Below are 17,953 nucleotides of genomic sequence, written 5' to 3'. Positions count from 1 at the left end.
TTTCATTTCCTCCTCATTCACTCAATCGTTCTTGATATAGATAATCTGCAGAGATATCCGCAAATAAGAACATCCCATTACTGAGCGGCATACTAAATGTCCGCGTTTGTTCACTCGAGCTGAAGTCGACGTACCGTTCGGACAAATATCCACTATGTCGTCGTTCCATCGCTACCGTCGTCCGGATGAAGTAAGGACGGAAACTCCAGTTGTACCCTTTGTAGAAGGAATACAGTTTCCACTCCCCACTCTTTTTACTGACGTTTGAAGATTGTTGGAATCCATTCGCATCCGTGATATAAAACCGGATGAATTCCGGCTCCATCTTCCGGGCGAGCGTCAGCAACCATTGATCGAGATCTTGCTCCGGCTTCAAGGACTGACAATCTTCATTAAATCGAACCGTCCAGTCTTGCTCTAGCTGAAACAAGCGATTCATCTGCTCGCGATCATATTTATAAAACATCGGGACTTCATGGATCAACACTTCCATACCAGGACAGGTCATGACCCATTCAGGTGATGCTTCTCCAAGTAGATTCCCCATGTAGTAACGTCCTCCGTGTTGCCACGCATACCGAAGTTGACCGAGATGACTGATATTCTTATACAAAAGTGGCGCTCCAAGCTGGTCGCAAAGATGCTCCATCGTCTGTAAGAGATGTGGATACGACGCTGAGACGGTCTTTTTTTCAATCATGGAGGATAAATCGACGATCAACATATCCGGCGACATCGAAAAGACACGTTCAAGACTCGTTGCTTCCGCACGGTCCAGCGCTACCTTCAGTCCAGAGTTCTGGTAATACGCGACGATCCGACCCAGACGGTCAAAATCATCGACTTGGACATCCGTCAAAGTAACGTACATCCGCTCTTTTGGAAACGACGAGTCGACCGTCCGTAAGACATGCAAGAAGTCCTCCCCACCGTTTTCAAACAGCCAAGCTGGACGACAACGGATCAGAATAAACGCTTGTGCATCGGAGGGTACTTTTTGGAATGCTTGACGGACGACATGCCCCATGACTTCGAGTTGATACTCGATTGGAACATCGTCTTCCTGAAAAAATGGTTTTAACGGTTCTCCACGAAAATGGGACTGGATTTCATACCCTTCCACCTTAAAAGGGGCAGCGCCTACGATCGGTTGAAACCATGCCTCTATCTCTTCGGGATGAACGATGACATCTAATGCATCCATTCTATTCCCCCCTTGTACTCTTGTTCTATCTTAACAAAAAAAGAGCCTCTCTGTAACGAGAGAGCCCCTGTTTTACGATAACGTCGTATCTTTCCGCAATGCGATATACAAGTACACACCGAATGTCGCCGTCAAGTAGATGATACTCAGGACACCGTATTGGATTCCGACGGCTCCTCCCTTACCGATGGCTAGCACAAGAAAGATGATGCCGCCAAATAATAAGGTCGCCAACGGAATATAACGAAAATGTCCTTTTGTCGTCCGCTCACAAATCTTTTTCGTCGCGACGATCAGTGCAACGAGACAGACGGATGCTGCTACATAAATGGTATACACGAATGATTCAGCCCTCTCCCTATCGTTCATGGCTCATTTTATCATGACCGCTCAGATAAATCATAAAAAAGAACCGACTTGTCTGTGACAAATCGGTTCGAATCGTTTACTTTTCAAAACGTGGTTTACGTCCACCACGGTTACGATCGCTTTCGCTACGGTTGCTACGTCCAGCATAACCGCCTTCACGACGATCTGATGAAGAAGAAGATGAACGACCACCTTCACGACGCTCGCCACCGCGTGGGTTGTTTCCACGGTATCCGCCACTGCGGTTGCCGCTTCCACTTCCACCTTTGTTTCCGTAAGGACGACGGTTTCCACCACCGTTGCTACCGAAACGTTTCACGCGGATTGGTTCGATTGAAGAGATTTGGACTGGTGTTGCATCCGGCTCTTTCGTCAATCCTTTAAGTGCTGCTGAAAGAAGTTCCACTGCTTCGTACTCTTCTAAGAGTTCTTGTGCAAGTGTCGTATATTCTTTTGAGTCTTTTGCTTCAACGCGTTTGATGAGTTCTTGTGCAGCAAGCTTCAAGTTGCCTTCTAAGATTTCATCAAGTGTTGGTGCATGACGACGTGACATTTTTTTGTTCGTGACACGTTCGATTGTTTTGATTTGACCGAATTCACGTGGTGTAACGAATGTGACAGCCGATCCTGTTTTACCAGCACGACCCGTACGACCGATCCGGTGAACATAGCTCTCTGGATCTTGTGGGACGTCGAAGTTGTAGACGTGTGTGACACCAGAGATGTCAAGACCACGTGCTGCAACGTCTGTCGCGACGAGGATATCAATCGTTCCTTTTTTGAAACGACGGATGACTTGGTCACGTTTTGCTTGTGTTAAGTCACCGTGTAAACCGTCAGCTGTGTATCCACGTTGGATCAAACCTTCAGTCATTTCGTCAACACGTTTTTTCGTACGACCGAAGATGATTGAGAGTTCCGGAGAATCCGTGTCGATCAAACGGCAAAGAACGTCGAATTTTTGGCTTTCTTTCAATTCGATGAATGACTGGTCGATGTTTTCAACTGTCATTTCTTTTGCTTTGACTTTGATGTGTGTCGGAGTCGTCATGAAACGATCTGCGATTTTACGAATTTGTGGTGGCATCGTTGCTGAGAATAAGAGTGTTTGACGTGTTTCAGGAAGTGCACCGAGGATTTTCTCGATGTCTTCGACGAATCCCATGTTCAACATCTCATCTGCTTCGTCAAGGATGACCGTTTGAACGTGATCGAGGTTCAACGTCTTACGGTTCATGTGGTCCATCAAACGTCCTGGTGTCGCAACGACGATTTGTGGATTTTTGCGAAGTGCGCGGATTTGACGATCGATTTGCTGACCGCCGTAAACAGGAAGTGCATGAACGCGTTTTACTTCACCGATCCGGTTCAATTCTTCTGCTACTTGGATTGCGAGCTCACGTGTTGGAGCAAGAATCAACGCTTGGATGTTGCGTGATTTTGCGTCAAGACGCTCGATTGTTGGGATACCGAATGCTGCAGTTTTACCAGTACCTGTTTGTGCTTGACCAATTAAGTCAACGCCGCTGAGTCCGACTGGAATTGTTTCTGCTTGGATTGGTGTTGCTTCTTCGAAGCCCATTTTTAGGACACCTTTGATAAGTGCCTCACTAAGATTTAATTCACGAAATGTTGTCAATGCTAAATACTCTCCTTTGTCATATGAAAAGCGTCTGCCACTAAACAGACGCTACCGTAACGAATACAATCGACTACCTATTATAACAGAATCTATCACATAAAGATAGAGTGGTTTCTCTTATAATAATGTTTAGGGAAGTCACCATCATAATCGTTGCCATAAGGGCGAGGGAAAGGCGAAGTGCCCGGACCGTGCGATGTACGTCATCGCGTGCCCCCACTAGTGATGGGGTATATTCAGTAAATGGTCGCCGGTAATCAAACCAGCCGCAACCACCAAAATGATGAATTCCTTACTATCTATTCGAAACGCAGGCTTACTCGGTCCGATTATTTCGTCAACCGAATACCCGTTTCATTTTTTTCTATTTTTTTATCTTTCAACAGGCGACCGAGCGCTCGTTTGAATGCTGCCTTGCTGAGACCGAATACTTCATCGATCGTCTCGGGAGCTGTCTTATCACCATACGGCATCTGACCATCATGTTCAAGTAGATGGTTCAGAATCAACTCCGCGTCTGTATCAATGGCTTCAAAGGCACGTGGTCGTGCTGAAAGTAATACTGTACCATCTGGTTTTACATTTGTCACTCGTAATTTCAAGACTTCTCCAAGACGCGGCCAACGTTCCATCTCACGTTCATGCAAGAATCCGATCGATTGATCGTTGACCCAGACGTTAACGCCTGGTTCACGTTGTGAGAAGACGAGACCTTCGACGTCCATGTTGTTCCACTCCTCTGGAGCTGGCTTCGCACGTAAGTTGAAGTATGCATAAGGTGCAGGGTCTCCGAGTAACCGAAGCTTCTGATCATGTTTCAGACGAATGAAGAGTTGATCGCCTTCTTCTGGCCAGAACATCCGGCGCTGCGGCAAATCGTCGAGTGAGACGAGAACGTCTTTTTGAATACCGATGTTCGCGAACACTCCTGTGTTATAGCGTGTTCCATTAATCGTCGTCTTGACATAGTCTTCAAATGAAGCTTCTGGAATCGTCATCGATGATGCTAGACGCCCTTCATTATCTTGATACAAGAAGACTTCTACCTCTTCATCGAGGGCTACTTTCCGTGTTTGTTCATTGTTATGCAACAACACGTCTTCATTTCCATCTGTCAGAAACACTCCGAACTCTGCTTCGCGTTCTACTTTTAATGTGACAACCTGTCCTGCGCGTAATCCCATTTCGGGTCATCTCCTCTCTGTACTTGAATCGATTCCAGTTCTTGTGAATCGTTCTGCTGTTCTTTCCCTACCATACTATACTCTTTTTCCATTCATCTCTGATATCGACACAATGGTGACAGTTGTGACATATTTGTGAACGGAACACATTTGCGTGATTTTTTTGAAAAAAAGATATATGATTAAATAACAGGAAAAAGAAGGTTTAGTTTAGGTAAATATGGGGGATAAAAATGTTTCATAACATTCAATCGCGTTCGTTCGCACGACGCTTCACGAAAACATTGGTTTTTGCATTTTTTGCGTTCCTTGCTACGATTGGAATTGTCTTCGCAGAAGGATCGAACAGTACGGATATGACACCGAAGACACCAGCGCTTCAGCAAATCGATCGCCCTTAAAATCTACACCTTCCGTGTGGATTTTTTATTTTTTCCGGACATTTACAGGACGATAAAGGAAAATTGCGTTTGACCTCGAATTAAATGAACATGCCATCATTTTAATTTTTGAGGAGGAAACGGACGTGCTCTTCTACTTATTTACGACGATTACGGGTCTCATCACTACATACTTAAGTTTTGTTACCGGTTATTATACGAGTTCGATCGGTGTGTTCGTCTTTACACTAGCGATTTGTCTGTCACTATCATCGATCCGCCAGTTGATCCGTACGTCCTATCTGACTTACATTGAATACATTCAACACCGTCGTGTCAAAAAACAGTACGAACGGATGAAGAAACGAGAACAATCTTATCAAATCGGCTATCCTCATCGAGATTCGAGTACACCACTTGCATTCTCCGCGACAGACCAGCATGATAAGTAAAGAACACGATTTCATCACCTAGGAGGAACAGATTCATTATGAACGAAATCCCTTTATCAAACGGTTGGACACTTCGCTACTCTCCTGTCATCGATTTATGGTTGAAGGAAGATGGCGTACTGCTCGTAGATCACGAAGATAAGGTCCGCTTGACTCTCATTTTGGATGAGGAAACGATGGAAATCAAACAGATCGACAATACGAACGCCACGTTCTCTGTTGATCCGACGACACGTCGCCTCACCTTTGAACTTGGAGAAAGCGAAGAGGAATCTGAGCCTCGTTACTGGGAATAATCACGCAGACTGGGTGCGACGCCCGGTCTTTTTTTGTACAATAACATCAGCAATGAAAAAAGGAGCTGTCACTTCACCATGATCCGTACTGTCATTTGGTTCATTTATTTTGGACTTGTCTTACCCTGTACCTTACCGTTTTTACCAAGCGCAAAACGTCGAACGCATCTCGCGCGCTATGCATTCGTTCAGCGTGTAGCGAGCGTCTGGGCAAACTCTCTTCTCCGACTCGCTGGCGTTCGTGTCAACGTGACGGGTCGTGAGCATATCCCGGCAAACGAACCCGTCGTCTTCATCTCGAATCACCAAGGGAACTTCGATGTTCCGATTCTACTTGGAACAATCGATAAACCGAAAGCATTCATCTCAAAAATCGAAGTGAATAAAATTCCGATCGTCAATGTTTGGATGAATCTGATGGGATGTGTCATGATCGATCGAAAAGATCGACGCCAATCGCTGAAAGCGATTCGTTCTGGTGTCGACACGATCAAGGACGGACAATCGATGATCATCTTCCCGGAAGGAACACGCTCTAAAGGCGGTCCAATGGCGGAGTTCAAAGCGGGAAGCTTCACACTCGCGACATCAAGTGGTGCTCGTGTCGTACCCGTCGCAATTTCGGGGAGCTATCGCGTTATGGAGGAAACGGGTAAAATTCGCCCTGCCACGGTCGACGTTACGATTTTACCGTCGATTGATCCGAGTACGATGACACAGAAAGAACTCGTCCAGACAGTCGAACAGCAAATCAAACAGATTGTAGAAGGTGTCTAATATGTTAATGAAAGCAGAAAATCTCAAAAAAGAATTTGCCGATAAAATCGTCTTCGAAGATGTGACATTCTCCGTCTCACCTGGCGACCGGATTGGTATCATCGGCGTCAATGGTACCGGTAAGTCGACTCTCCTGCATATCTTGGCAGGTAAAGAGACGGCAGACGCTGGTACGATGCATCACCCGAATGATTATCGGATCCGCTTGCTATCGCAAACGACCGATTATCCGGAAGACCAAACGGTCATGGAAGTACTATTGTCTGGTGATACACCAACGATTAACGCCTTACGTCACTATGAAACGGCGCGTCTAGCACTCGAACAAGATCCGACGAGTGAAACGTTACTCAATCGCTTCATCATTGCTCAGACAGAAGTCGATGCTGCGCAAGCTTGGGACACGGAATCACGCTTAAAGATGATTTTAAACAAACTCGGTATCCTCGACTTGAACGCGTTGATCGGCTCGCTTTCCGGAGGACAACGCAAACGTGTCGGACTCGCTGAAGCTTTACTCGATGAAGCCGATCTTCTCCTGCTCGATGAGCCGACGAACGAACTGGATGCCGAAACGATCAGCTGGCTTGAAACTCAAATCAAGGAATACCGTGGTGCGATTCTACTGATCACCCACGATCGCTATTTCTTGAATCGTGTGACGAATCATATGATGGAGATCGCGAACGGTACAGCTTATTTCTATGTCGGAAACTATGAATCATTTCTTGAAAAACGTGCCGAACGTCGTGAACGGATAGCTTCTATGGAAGAAAAACGTCAAAACATCCTCCGTCGCGAACTCGCCTGGTTGCGTCGCGGAGCAAAGGCGCGGACGACGAAACAAAAAGCGCGAATCCAGCGCGTGGATGCTTTACAAGACCTCTCGTACGAGGAAGAAGAATCAGCACTCGAAGTACAGGTCGGTTCGACCCGTCTTGGTAAAAAAGTCATCGAAGCGCATGATGTCTCTCATCGATTTGGTGAACGGACCCTTTTTGAATCGTTTAACGCTCTGATTGGACGGAAAGAACGGTATGGCATCGTAGGACGAAACGGGAGTGGAAAATCAACACTTCTTTCAATTCTTGCGCAACGCTTAGAACCAACAACCGGTGAAATCATTCACGGCGAAACGGTGAAGATCGGCTTTTATGGGCAATTTGCCGAATTCACGCATCCCGAACGTCGTGTCATCGACGAGGTCGAACGGATCGCAAAAGTCATCACGACACTCGCTGGTGAGGAGATCACGGCAAGTCAGATGCTCGAACAGTTTCTCTTTAAACCGGAAGCCCAATATAAACAAATCGGTAAGCTGTCCGGTGGCGAAAAACGACGTCTGAAATTGTTGACGATTTTGATGGAAGAACCAAACGTCCTCTTCCTTGATGAGCCGACGAACGACTTGGATACTGAGACGTTATCCGTCCTCGAAGATTATTTAGAATCATTCCCAGGCACCGTCATCACGGTCAGCCACGATCGCTACTTCCTCGACCGGGTCGTCAATCGCTTGATTGCATTTGAAGACGGGAATGTCGTCTTTTATTATGGACAATATACAGACTATCTTGAGCAAATGACAGCACCCGTTCCATCAATCGTTGTTGAAAAGACGGTTGAGGTTGCTACAGCACCAAAGATAGAGACGCCAAAAAAACTAAGTTATCAGGAACAACAAGATTGGGCAATCATTGAACAACAAATCGAAGAAAGTGAGACAGAACTGGAGCAATTAGAAGCCGAACTTGCTTCGGCAGGAAGCGATCTTGGTAAAGTCAATGAACTGTATCAAGCCATTGAAAAAACGAAAGCGATGCTTGATGAACGGATGGAGTATTGGACGTACCTTTCTGAAAAAATCGAGGCATTTGAAAACTATCGTCAATCTAATCAATAATTTCGATAAGCGGAGTTCTTCCTTAAAGAAGAACCCCGCTTTTTTCATGAAATGGGAATCACCTCTTATTTTCATTTTAAATCTGAAAATAAATGTGAATTCAAACTAAATATCGGGTAATGTTATAGCATATTTCGTTTTTATGGAAGGCTTGCGAAAGGAGGAGTTCCGGTGAAACGGATCGTTCAAAACATCTACCCTACCGTCGCATTCTACTTAGTTGTCACGTACACCCTGCTCTGGCTATTACCACAAGATCGCTCGTTACAACTTTCAGCGATCATTAGTCTAGTCGGTTCTTTCGTCATTTTCCTACTTAGTCAATCGAAGGCTTTCAAACAATCTTCCATTCCATATAAATGGTTATCGGTCGCCTTTTTCTCGTATTTTCTAGGCGATTTCCTCAATATGATTGGTCGTCTTTTTCAATGGAACGCTGTTAACCTGAACGTCTTACTGGATTTGCCTTACACGGTTCATTTAACGATGATAGTCATCTTTTTATTTCGGCAGTTGGATTTGACTTTGTTTCAAAAACAAAAATTATTGATTCTTGATTCTTTAACATTGTTCACTGTATCGATGATTGCTGGATACATCGCTATTTTCCGCTTTGTCCCCTCTTATACACGAACGGTGCTCGAGCAAATCAGTTGGACCTTCTATGCCTTCTTGACGATTCTGTTGACGCTGTTCTTTTTCTTACTTTATGCTTCTGGACTAAAGCGAAACGTATCGAGATTAGGATTCCTCTTTCTCGTACTCGGAACGTTCGTGCTCGGTATGACGAACTTTATTTTTTATACGTTGTTATTGAACGGTGAACCGCGAATAGCTGGTTTATTGCTTCCGCTATACCCACTCAGCGGACTCTTCATCCTTGCCTTCATGAATACTCGCGCTCTTCCCATCAGTCATGAACAACAAGCAACTCTTATTCGGGTCGAAACACTTACGCGTTCCTTGATGTCGTACATCTTATTATCTGTACTGATTCTCTATATTACATTCTTCCCTGTCTCCCAAACCTTTTTCTCACTTTCCGTCGGCATTACGTTTTTATTATTTTTAACACGACAGCTTTTTTCATATCAGGAAAATCTGCGGTTGTTACAGGAAACAACAGCATTGCAAACGAATCTAGAAGACATCGTCCATCAAAAGACAGCACTCTTACAGTTACGTGAAAAAGAACTAACGTCGCTTTTTCTATCTTATCCAGAAGTTGTTCTTGAAATCGATGCTACGTATCAGATTCGATCTGTCAATCCAGCTGCTGTCGAAGCTGGATGGAGCGATTTACCGCTCGGACCGAGCCAACGGCTACAACTCGATCGACTCATTCCATTGCTTCAACAAGCGCAGCTGATTTATCCCTCTCATTTGCTACATGTACCGGCCACGGAGGAACATCCGGAAATCTTTTTGAATACGACAATCATCGATATCCCGGATCAACAACGCTATTTCGTCATCTTGGCGGATATCACGGAAGATTATCAACAGGAAGTATGGCTAGAACGTATGGGGTACCATGATTCGCTCACGCATTTGCCAAACCGACGTTACTTCGAGGAACAACTTTATCTAACTCTGCCGACGTTAGAATACGGCTCCTTACTATTCATTGATTTAGACGGTTTCAAACAAATCAATGACACTTATGGGCATGATGTTGGTGACCTCGTGTTACAAGAGACGGCGAGCCGCCTTCAATCGATGACGACGTCAACTGATCTCGTTGCACGTCTTGGAGGAGATGAGTTCTTGATCTTCATTCAGGCATCTGCTTCGGAAACACGTCAGTTTGCCGAACACGTTCTCGAAGTTCTAAATCATCCGTTCTATATTCAGACACATACGCTTCAAGTCACACCATCAATCGGAATTTCCTTATACCCTGAAGATGGTAAAAGCTCAGAACAATTATTGATTCGAGCAGATGAAGCCATGTACCATATTAAGAAGACCGAAAAAAACAATTTTTTGTTCGCTACTCAAATTAAACGTTAGGAGGGAGTCCATGCTTAAATCGAACTATTTCATCCGTTGGTTTCCTGCCATGCTCGTCATCTCTTTTGCTCTAATGATCCTTGCTACATGGACTCCTTCCATCTCTAATCGGATCGTTGAACAAGTACTACAGTATGCCTCTCTTGGATTGATTGCTTACTTTATTCTTACTGCTTATCGTAAGGAACAAACATTGATCGTACCCAGACGAAAGTTTTGGCTGATCGCTTTAGGATCACTGGTTTTATCATGCATCGGTTCCGTTCTTGAGACATTACATTTCTTCGATCAAGACTTTCCAGTTCCATCTATTTATAGCCTGATTTTATTTTCAATATCTCATTACGTATTCTTATACGCGATTTTTTACCGAATCATCACAAAACGGACACTCGGACAACACGTACTCGCTTTCGTCGATGCCGCGATCATCGTCGTTTTCATAGCACTTGTTGCGTTTCATGTCCTCAATGAATTGACGAATCCGGGACTGCAAACTGTTCCTTATGCCATCATCGTCATCACGAATACATCACTCGGTTTATTCGTCTTCTTCTATTTTACGTTCATTCAAGAAACCCATTGGGTATCAAGGATGGCATTGTTCTTATTGTTCTTATCCATTTTCATTCGTGGTATCTACGAAGTCTCGAGTGTTTATTTCCCGGACTTCTCAGCAAATTATCTATTGTTTTTCCCGATCTTGATTCGTTTGGCGCAAAGTGCAGCTATTTTATGGCATGTCGATCATATTGAAGAAGGAACCACTCGAACGACGGTCATTCCCCGTTCCTGGCTCCCTCTACTGGCCGTTCCTTTATTCATTCACTATATGGTAGAACAAGAAGGCGGGAAGCTCGATATCTTCATCATTTTAGTTTTACTAATCATCCGACAGATCTTGATTGCCCGTCAGCATGGCTTGATCGTTGCACAATTACACGAACGGAACGAACAACTTGCTTCACGTATCGAACATCGAAAACAACAAATCAAAGATAGTGAACAGCAAGTCATCCCACTCTTTCTCGGTCATCCTGATCCGATGATTCGACTCGATCAATCCGGAACGGCACTATACGCGAACTTAGCTGCCCAACGTCTGTTTCATTTACCCGACATGACGATTGAACATATTCCTCGTACGATGCGTCACTTATTAGAAACACTTAAGACAGATATCGATGAGTATGAAGATGAACAACACAGAAGGTATGAGATCATCGATATTCCGATTCAGATTGCTGCCACTTCGATGGGACGTTTCATGATTTTACATGACGTCACTGAACGAAAGCTCCGACAAAAACGGATCGAATACCACGCCTATCATGACGCCTTGACAAGTATCGGAAACCGTCGTTCGTTGGAGCGAGATTTTTCAAATCATCTCCTCGAGATGAATTATCTTGCGGTAGTCGATTTAGACGGTTTTAAGCAAGTCAATGATACGTACGGTCACGAGGCAGGCGATTATGTTTTGATCGAGGTCGCGAAGCGATTGAGTGAGCATACGAATTCTTTAGAATCCGTGTATCGACTGGGTGGAGATGAGTTCGCAATCCTCTTACACGCCGATGATGAACTGTCCTTACGTCGAAAATGCAAATCCTCCTTACACTTTTTAAGACGACCTTACGTCTATAAAGGACAATCCTTATTCGTTTCTGCAAGCATCGGTGTGACCGCGTGTCATAAGGCTGATCTTGAAACATGCTTAAAGCAAGCCGACCTTGCCATGTATCGCGTGAAACATCGGGATAAAAACGATGTCGCCCTATATCGAGCAGATTCATGAAAAAAACCTAGAATACGTTGACCATAATCGGGTCATGTATGCTAGGTTTTTTCGATTATTCTTCTGGTCTCGGTGCAATATTGCCTTCTTCGATATCGAGGAGTAAGTCGATCAATTCCGCACAAAATTCTGGATACTGACGAAGCAATGCGTCTTCTCCTACTTCATCCACGAAGTCCGTCAACAAAGCGAGGACTTCTGGTACCAGTGCGCGCGCTACTTTCATATAGGCAATCGCAAAGCGCCACTTCCCAGAAATGTAGAGCAGTTTCCCAATCAACAAATCACCTGGTTCGACTTCAATCTCAGACAAATCCGTTTGATACGTCTGTTTTGACATTAAATCAACGACACCATCCGCCTCGACTTGAAACAACGAAGGCATCGGGTCCGCTAATCCACGCAAGGCACGATAGAGGCTAGGCGATAACTCTTCTTTGACCTGCTCAAGAAAACGACCGTGCGGCGTTTTTCCTTGATCATCCGTCTCATAGAAGATGGCCCAATCTACGAATAAGTCCCGGAACAACTCAGCATCTTTTAAATACCAACGTCCCTCCGTTGCAATCTCTTCTATGAAAGCGACCCAATCCGTACTACGTGCTGTCGCTGCTTCTTGATACATCTTCTTCAAGGCTGCATTCATTTCCGCTTCAGAAACCGTCGTCGGAAACGGAATTACTTTTCGATCGTTCTTCATTTCGATCGCCCTTTCCGGTGAGGAGTAGCCGGTCGTTTAATCGTCTGAGGTGCTGTGAATTCACGTTTTGGAATGACTTCCCCACGGTAAATTTCCATTGCTTCCATCTCGACGCCCATTTGCTTCGCAAGTGTTTTTAAGTGTTTTAAGTCTTGATCCGTAACAAGAGCAAGTACCATTCCGTTCGCATTTCCACGTCCCGTCCGACCTGAACGGTGTACGAAATCGTCAAGCGACTCCGGTAAATCGTAATGGACGACATGCGTGACTGCTTCGATATCTAGACCACGTGCCGCAAGACCTGTCGTGACGAGTAAAGGAAACTCTCCTTTTTTGTAAGAACGTAATGTCTCCATTCGCTCTCGTTTTCCTTTTTCAGCATCCAAAATCCGATATTTCAATGAGAATTTACTCAACTCACCATTTAATGGTCCGAGGAAGGAGCGGTTGTTGATGAATGTCAGCACTTTTGATCCTTGCATGTTCGCCAGGCGACGTAACAATTCCGGCTTCTGACGACGTGAAGTCTCCAAATAACCGAATGTCACTTGTGTGCTGACGGCACGCTCAACCCGAATCGTCTCAGGGTTGTTTGCAAGCGTCCGTCCCCATTCTGCTGTCCGTTCCGGCAATGTCGCGGAGACGAATGCTAACTGACGATCGCGTAGTGCACTGTTTGCGATTCGCGTCGCCGAGTCACTCATACCACTCTCATAGATTTGATCCGCTTCGTCCAAGACGATCAATTTCACCTTATGCATCTTTAGCTTCTTCGAATCGATCAACTCAACGAGACGCCCTGGCGTTCCGACGATGATTTGTGGTTTTTTCTTCAATCGTTCATATTGTCGTTTTAATTCAACACCACCAATGAATGCACCGGATTTGATACCACTTCCTTGAGCAAACAATTGAATGACTTGATGAATTTGCATGACGAGTTCCCGTGTTGGTGCCGTGATCACGACTTGCACGTGTGGTTCTTCTACTTCAATCTTTTCTAAAGCTGGAATGACATAAGCAAGCGTCTTCCCTGTTCCTGTTGGCGCTTCAGCCAGGACATCTTTTCCTTCGCGCAACAACGGAATCGCTTGTTCTTGAACAGGCATCAACTCGGTAAAGCGCGCCCGTTCCCATGCTTCCTGTAAAAATGGTTTTGTAAAGTTCATAACGATTTCTCCTACTCTCTTAATTCCATCATGCCGTTACGTATTCGACATGATCTCCTGATGCATCACGGTATCCCCGTAATGTCTGTGTATATTCATTTCCTGCGTCGAGCAATCGAATGTGGAATCGAATCTCGCTTTCACCGGCTTCTTCTTCTAAAATCTCGAATCCTTGGATGACACGATCCTGTAATTCTGCAGCGAGTGCCGGGTACTCCGCAAGACTCGCATACGTCGCTTTTACGTCAACCGGACGACGAACAAGCGCAATCCAATACGATTCATCATAGCCGATAAAGTCTTCATAATCAAAATCATCTTCAAATCGAATCCAGAATCCATCATTTTCGAATTCCGTGATCATTCCCGTTCGCGTTGAACCGTCCGATCCGATTTTCAGCGAGACCCAGTCTCCCGACTGATACTCTCCTTGTTGTGTTAATGATACATACTCCATTTGGCACACCTCCACGTTCTATATTCCCTTTTTCATTGTCAACGATACGTCTTAAAAATACAAGGCACCGTAGCGTGACATTCCTCACAGTTTCAACTGTTCTAGTGAATCTTTTTCAAATCAACTCATACAGTTTCCAAAAAACCTTGAATTAGCAATCTAAAACTGTTTTTTTAAAACTATTTTCATATGAATACAGAAATAAAGAAAGCCCGTCATATCAACGTTTGTCCACTTGTTAAAACATTCACATGAACGTAAAGGGAATCACCCCTTCCTTTTGTTACACTATTCACATAAGGAACTGATGATTAGCTCAATATTAAAGGAGTGGTATCCATGTTATTAGAAAAAACGAGTGCTTGGACGAACTTTACGTCTGGTGAATGGGTAAAGACGATCGATGTCGCAGACTTCATTCGACTCAATCGCACGGAATATACAGGAGATGATCACTTTTTAGTCGGTCCGACGCAAGCAACGGAACGTCTCTGGCAACAAATTCTACAGCTGACGAATGAAGAACGACAACGTGGTGGTGTATATGCCGTCGATGCTAAAACACCATCAACGATCCTCTCGCATGATGCAGGGTATCTGAATCGCTCACTTGAAAAAATCGTCGGTTTACAGACAGACGAACCGTTTAAACGTTCGATTCATCCGAACGGTGGGATTCGGATGGTGAATGATGCCCTAGCTGCGTATGGCTTTGAAGCAGACGAGACCGTCACGAAAACTTTCAGCGAGTACCGGAAGACACATAACCAAGGGGTTTTCGATGCCTATACCCCTGAAATGCGCGCTGCACGTAAAGCCGGTATTATCACCGGATTACCTGATGCTTATGGTCGCGGACGGATCATCGGTGACTATCGTCGTGTTGCTTTGTACGGAACGGCACGCTTGATCGAAGAACGTAAGAAGGATTTAAAGGCACGTGGCGGGTTCTTATCTGAATCGATGATTCGCGACCGTGAAGAGATGAATGAACAGTTGCGCGCATTAACGGAATTGACCGAGCTTGGAGCTCGCTATGGTTTCGATCTCTCCCGCCCTGCAGAAACAGCACAAGAAGCATTCCAGTGGGTCTATCTTGCCTATCTTGCTGCCATCAAAGAGCAAAACGGGGCAGCCATGTCACTCGGTCGAGTCTCGACGTTCCTTGATATTTATGTCGAACGTGATCTTGCGGCTGGTCGCTTGACGGAAGAGACTGCACAAGAACTCGTCGATCATTTCGTCATGAAGCTTCGGATCGTTAAGTTCTTACGGACACCAGACTACAACGATCTATTCTCGGGTGATCCGACGTGGGTAACGGAATCAATCGGTGGAATGAGTGAAGATGGACGATCAAACGTCACGAAAAGTTCATTCCGCTTCTTACACACTCTCTCGACACTTGGTCCGGCACCGGAACCGAATCTAACCGTTCTCTGGTCTACTCAGCTTCCACGCGGATTCAAGGAATTCTGTGCGAAGATGTCGATCGTTTCAAGCTCGATTCAATATGAAAACGATGATTTGATGTTACCGGTTTATGGAGATGATTACGGCATCGCTTGTTGTGTCTCCGCGATGAAGATCGGGAAACAGATGCAGTTCTTCGGTGCGCGAGCAAACCTGGCAAAAGCATTACTTTATACGATCAATGGCGGAATGGACGAGAAGCTCAAAATCCAAGTCGCCCCAGCAAGTCCATTGATGCTTGATGAAGTACTCGATTACGAAACCGTCATGGCGGCTTATGATCGTCAACTCGATTGGCTCGCAGAACTGTACGTCAACACACTGAATGTCATCCACTACATGCATGATAAGTACAGCTACGAACGGATTGAGATGGCTTTACATGATCCAGAAATCTTACGGACGATGGCATGCGGTATCGCTGGTTTATCGGTCGTCGCTGACAGTCTATCCGCCATCCGTTATGCGACAGTTCGTCCAATCCGAGATGCGGATGGGGTTGCAGTTGATTTCAAGATCGAAGGCGAGTTTCCGAAGTTCGGGAATAACGATGAACGGGTAGATCAGATGGCGGTCGATCTCGTCACACTGTTCATGGAGAAAATCCGTAAACATCCAACGTATCGCAATGCCCTTCCGACGCAGTCTGTCCTGACGATTACTTCAAACGTCGTCTACGGTAAAAAAACAGGAAATACGCCAGATGGACGCCGTGCGGGTGAACCATTCGCACCGGGTGCTAACCCGATGCATGGACGTGACACTAGAGGAGCTGTCGCCGCACTGACGTCTGTCGGAAAATTACCATATGAACATGCGCTCGACGGGATTTCCTACACGTTCTCGATCGTGCCAAAAGCACTTGGTAAGGATGAAGCCACACGCATTCGCAATACAGTCGGATTACTTGACGGATATATGGGTGGTACGACTTCAAAAGGACACCATTTGAATGTCAACGTCTTTGACCGTGAGACGTTACTCGATGCCATGGAGCATCCAGAACAATATCCACAGTTAACGATTCGGGTATCCGGTTATGCAGTCAACTTCATTAAACTGACGCGTGAACAACAGATCGATGTCATCAATCGAACGTTCCACGGTTCTCTCTAAAATGATGTGTAGTATGTGAAAGGAAGTGAGCAGGATGACCTATGGTATGATCCATTCCGTTGAATCATGTGGAACAGTCGATGGTCCTGGCATTCGATTCATCGTCTTTACGCAAGGATGTCCACTACGATGTCAATACTGTCATAACGTGGATACATGGGAGTTCGGTTGCGGACGGCGTGTCTCAGCAGACGAAGTCGTAAAAGAAGCGATCAGCTATCGCTCCTTTTTCGAGGCCACGGGTGGCGGAATCACCTTCTCTGGAGGTGAACCGCTCGCTCAGCCAGAATTCTTGGAGGCTGCTTTAACAGAAGCAAAACGCCATGGACTGCATACGGTCATCGATACCGCGGGATCCGTCGTCCCGAAAAACATCGATGCGATTCTCGATGCGACGGATCTAGTACTACTCGATATCAAACATATCGACGATGCCGCTTGTCGCGTCTTGACTGGACGGAGTAACGCCAATACACTCGCCTTCGCAAAACGCCTAGCCGAGCGAAACATTCCCGTCTGGATTCGCCATGTCCTTGTACCAGGTATTACGATGTCAGAACATTTCCTCCGTCAGACCGGCGAGTTCATCCGGACGCTCGGAAACGTCGAGCGCGTCGAAGTACTCCCTTATCATCAACTCGGTGTCTATAAGTGGGAAAATCTTGGTCTTGCTTATCCGTTAACTGATGTGCTTCCCCCTTCATCAGAAGAAACGGATACTGCGCAAACCTTACTTGAATCGTACTTGTGTTAACGTTTCCATTTTGTTACAATGACGGCATAGACTATGAACAGGAGGTACAACACCGAAATGAAGCAATCACTCGTACACGTCGCTTGATGAATGAAATCATCTCTTTCGCAATGCAGTTGCGGATGTCTGACGCTACGAGTCTGCTCTTTTTCGGTGTGACCAACCTCTGGCCAGCACCTTCTTTGAGTTACACTCCGGCACACCATCCGCTCGCTTCGGATGGTGTGTTTTTCATTTCATCTTATCGGAAATGAACACTAAAGGAG

At 45.4% G+C, this 17,953-nt stretch carries 17 protein-coding genes; 10 read left to right on the top strand and 7 right to left on the bottom strand.

Features of this window, described 5'->3' with window-relative positions; genetic code table 11:
• Positions 1 to 13: 13 nt before the first annotated feature.
• The 4 genes from U719_RS03160 to U719_RS03145 all read right to left on the bottom strand — a co-directional run bounded on the left by U719_RS03160 (position 14) and on the right by U719_RS03145 (position 4,399).
• Positions 14 to 1,204 (bottom strand): EAL-associated domain-containing protein, encoded by a 1,191-nt coding sequence (locus U719_RS03160; RefSeq protein WP_023467278.1) that lies wholly within the window; start codon positions 1,202 to 1,204, stop codon positions 14 to 16.
• Positions 1,205 to 1,276: 72 nt separating this feature from the next.
• Positions 1,277 to 1,543: a hypothetical protein gene (locus U719_RS03155; protein WP_023467277.1), complete on the bottom strand. Its 267-nt coding sequence runs from the start codon at positions 1,541 to 1,543 to the stop codon at positions 1,277 to 1,279.
• Between the two features lie 106 nt (positions 1,544 to 1,649).
• Positions 1,650 to 3,212, bottom strand: a complete 1,563-nt coding sequence (locus U719_RS03150; RefSeq protein WP_023467276.1) for a DEAD/DEAH box helicase — start codon at positions 3,210 to 3,212, stop codon at positions 1,650 to 1,652.
• A 332-nt stretch (positions 3,213 to 3,544) separates the two neighbouring features.
• Complete coding sequence (locus tag U719_RS03145) at positions 3,545 to 4,399, bottom strand: S1 RNA-binding domain-containing protein (RefSeq protein WP_023467275.1); 855 nt, start codon at positions 4,397 to 4,399, stop codon at positions 3,545 to 3,547.
• A 233-nt stretch (positions 4,400 to 4,632) separates the two neighbouring features.
• On the opposite strand from U719_RS03145, the gene U719_RS16910 reads away from it, so the two are divergent.
• From U719_RS16910 to U719_RS03115, 7 genes are all read left to right on the top strand, one after another.
• Positions 4,633 to 4,800 (top strand): hypothetical protein, encoded by a 168-nt coding sequence (locus U719_RS16910; protein ID WP_023467274.1) that lies wholly within the window; start codon positions 4,633 to 4,635, stop codon positions 4,798 to 4,800.
• Positions 4,801 to 4,925: 125 nt separating this feature from the next.
• Positions 4,926 to 5,231: a hypothetical protein gene (locus U719_RS03140; protein ID WP_023467273.1), complete on the top strand. Its 306-nt coding sequence runs from the start codon at positions 4,926 to 4,928 to the stop codon at positions 5,229 to 5,231.
• Between the two features lie 38 nt (positions 5,232 to 5,269).
• Positions 5,270 to 5,527, top strand: a complete 258-nt coding sequence (locus U719_RS03135) for a hypothetical protein (RefSeq protein WP_023467272.1) — start codon at positions 5,270 to 5,272, stop codon at positions 5,525 to 5,527.
• A gap of 78 nt (positions 5,528 to 5,605) precedes the next feature.
• Positions 5,606 to 6,304: a 1-acyl-sn-glycerol-3-phosphate acyltransferase gene (locus tag U719_RS03130; protein ID WP_023467271.1), complete on the top strand. Its 699-nt coding sequence runs from the start codon at positions 5,606 to 5,608 to the stop codon at positions 6,302 to 6,304.
• Between the two features lies 1 nt (position 6,305).
• Positions 6,306 to 8,207 carry an ABC-F family ATP-binding cassette domain-containing protein gene (locus U719_RS03125; RefSeq protein WP_023467270.1) on the top strand — a complete coding sequence of 634 codons (1,902 nt, stop codon included), beginning with the start codon at positions 6,306 to 6,308 and terminating at the stop codon, positions 8,205 to 8,207.
• A 171-nt stretch (positions 8,208 to 8,378) separates the two neighbouring features.
• Positions 8,379 to 10,220, top strand: a complete 1,842-nt coding sequence (locus U719_RS03120) for a GGDEF domain-containing protein (RefSeq protein ID WP_023467269.1) — start codon at positions 8,379 to 8,381, stop codon at positions 10,218 to 10,220.
• Positions 10,221 to 10,230: 10 nt separating this feature from the next.
• Positions 10,231 to 12,018, top strand: a complete 1,788-nt coding sequence (locus tag U719_RS03115; protein ID WP_023467268.1) for a GGDEF domain-containing protein — start codon at positions 10,231 to 10,233, stop codon at positions 12,016 to 12,018.
• 55 nt (positions 12,019 to 12,073) lie between these two features.
• On the opposite strand, the gene U719_RS03110 is transcribed toward U719_RS03115, so the two are convergent.
• The 3 genes from U719_RS03110 to U719_RS03100 are packed head-to-tail and all read right to left on the bottom strand — an operon-like array spanning position 12,074 to position 14,344.
• Positions 12,074 to 12,718: a hypothetical protein gene (locus U719_RS03110; protein WP_023467267.1), complete on the bottom strand. Its 645-nt coding sequence runs from the start codon at positions 12,716 to 12,718 to the stop codon at positions 12,074 to 12,076.
• A complete protein-coding gene (locus U719_RS03105) occupies positions 12,715 to 13,887 on the bottom strand; it encodes a DEAD/DEAH box helicase (RefSeq protein WP_023467266.1) in 1,173 nt (390 codons plus the stop codon). The genes U719_RS03110 and U719_RS03105 overlap by 4 nt, the downstream gene beginning before the upstream one ends.
• A 28-nt stretch (positions 13,888 to 13,915) precedes the next feature.
• Positions 13,916 to 14,344, bottom strand: a complete 429-nt coding sequence (locus U719_RS03100; RefSeq protein ID WP_023467265.1) for a hypothetical protein — start codon at positions 14,342 to 14,344, stop codon at positions 13,916 to 13,918.
• A gap of 339 nt (positions 14,345 to 14,683) precedes the next feature.
• Here U719_RS03100 and pflB point away from each other — a divergent pair, with 339 nt between their 5' ends.
• The 3 genes from pflB to U719_RS16800 all read left to right on the top strand — a co-directional run bounded on the left by pflB (position 14,684) and on the right by U719_RS16800 (position 17,941).
• Positions 14,684 to 16,933, top strand: coding sequence for a formate C-acetyltransferase (pflB, locus tag U719_RS03095; protein WP_023467264.1), 2,250 nt, complete (start codon positions 14,684 to 14,686; stop codon positions 16,931 to 16,933).
• A gap of 34 nt (positions 16,934 to 16,967) precedes the next feature.
• A complete protein-coding gene (pflA, locus tag U719_RS03090) occupies positions 16,968 to 17,687 on the top strand; it encodes a pyruvate formate-lyase-activating protein (protein WP_023467263.1) in 720 nt (239 codons plus the stop codon).
• An 86-nt stretch (positions 17,688 to 17,773) separates the two neighbouring features.
• Positions 17,774 to 17,941, top strand: a complete 168-nt coding sequence (locus U719_RS16800) for a hypothetical protein (protein WP_158408684.1) — start codon at positions 17,774 to 17,776, stop codon at positions 17,939 to 17,941.
• Positions 17,942 to 17,953 lie beyond the last annotated feature (12 nt).

Origin of the sequence: Exiguobacterium sp. MH3 (assembly GCF_000496635.1) — a bacterium.
GTDB lineage: Bacteria > Bacillota > Bacilli > Exiguobacteriales > Exiguobacteriaceae > Exiguobacterium_A > Exiguobacterium_A indicum.
The sequence above is the reverse complement of the archived record's forward strand: the minus strand, read 5'-3'. Positions and strand labels throughout refer to the sequence as shown.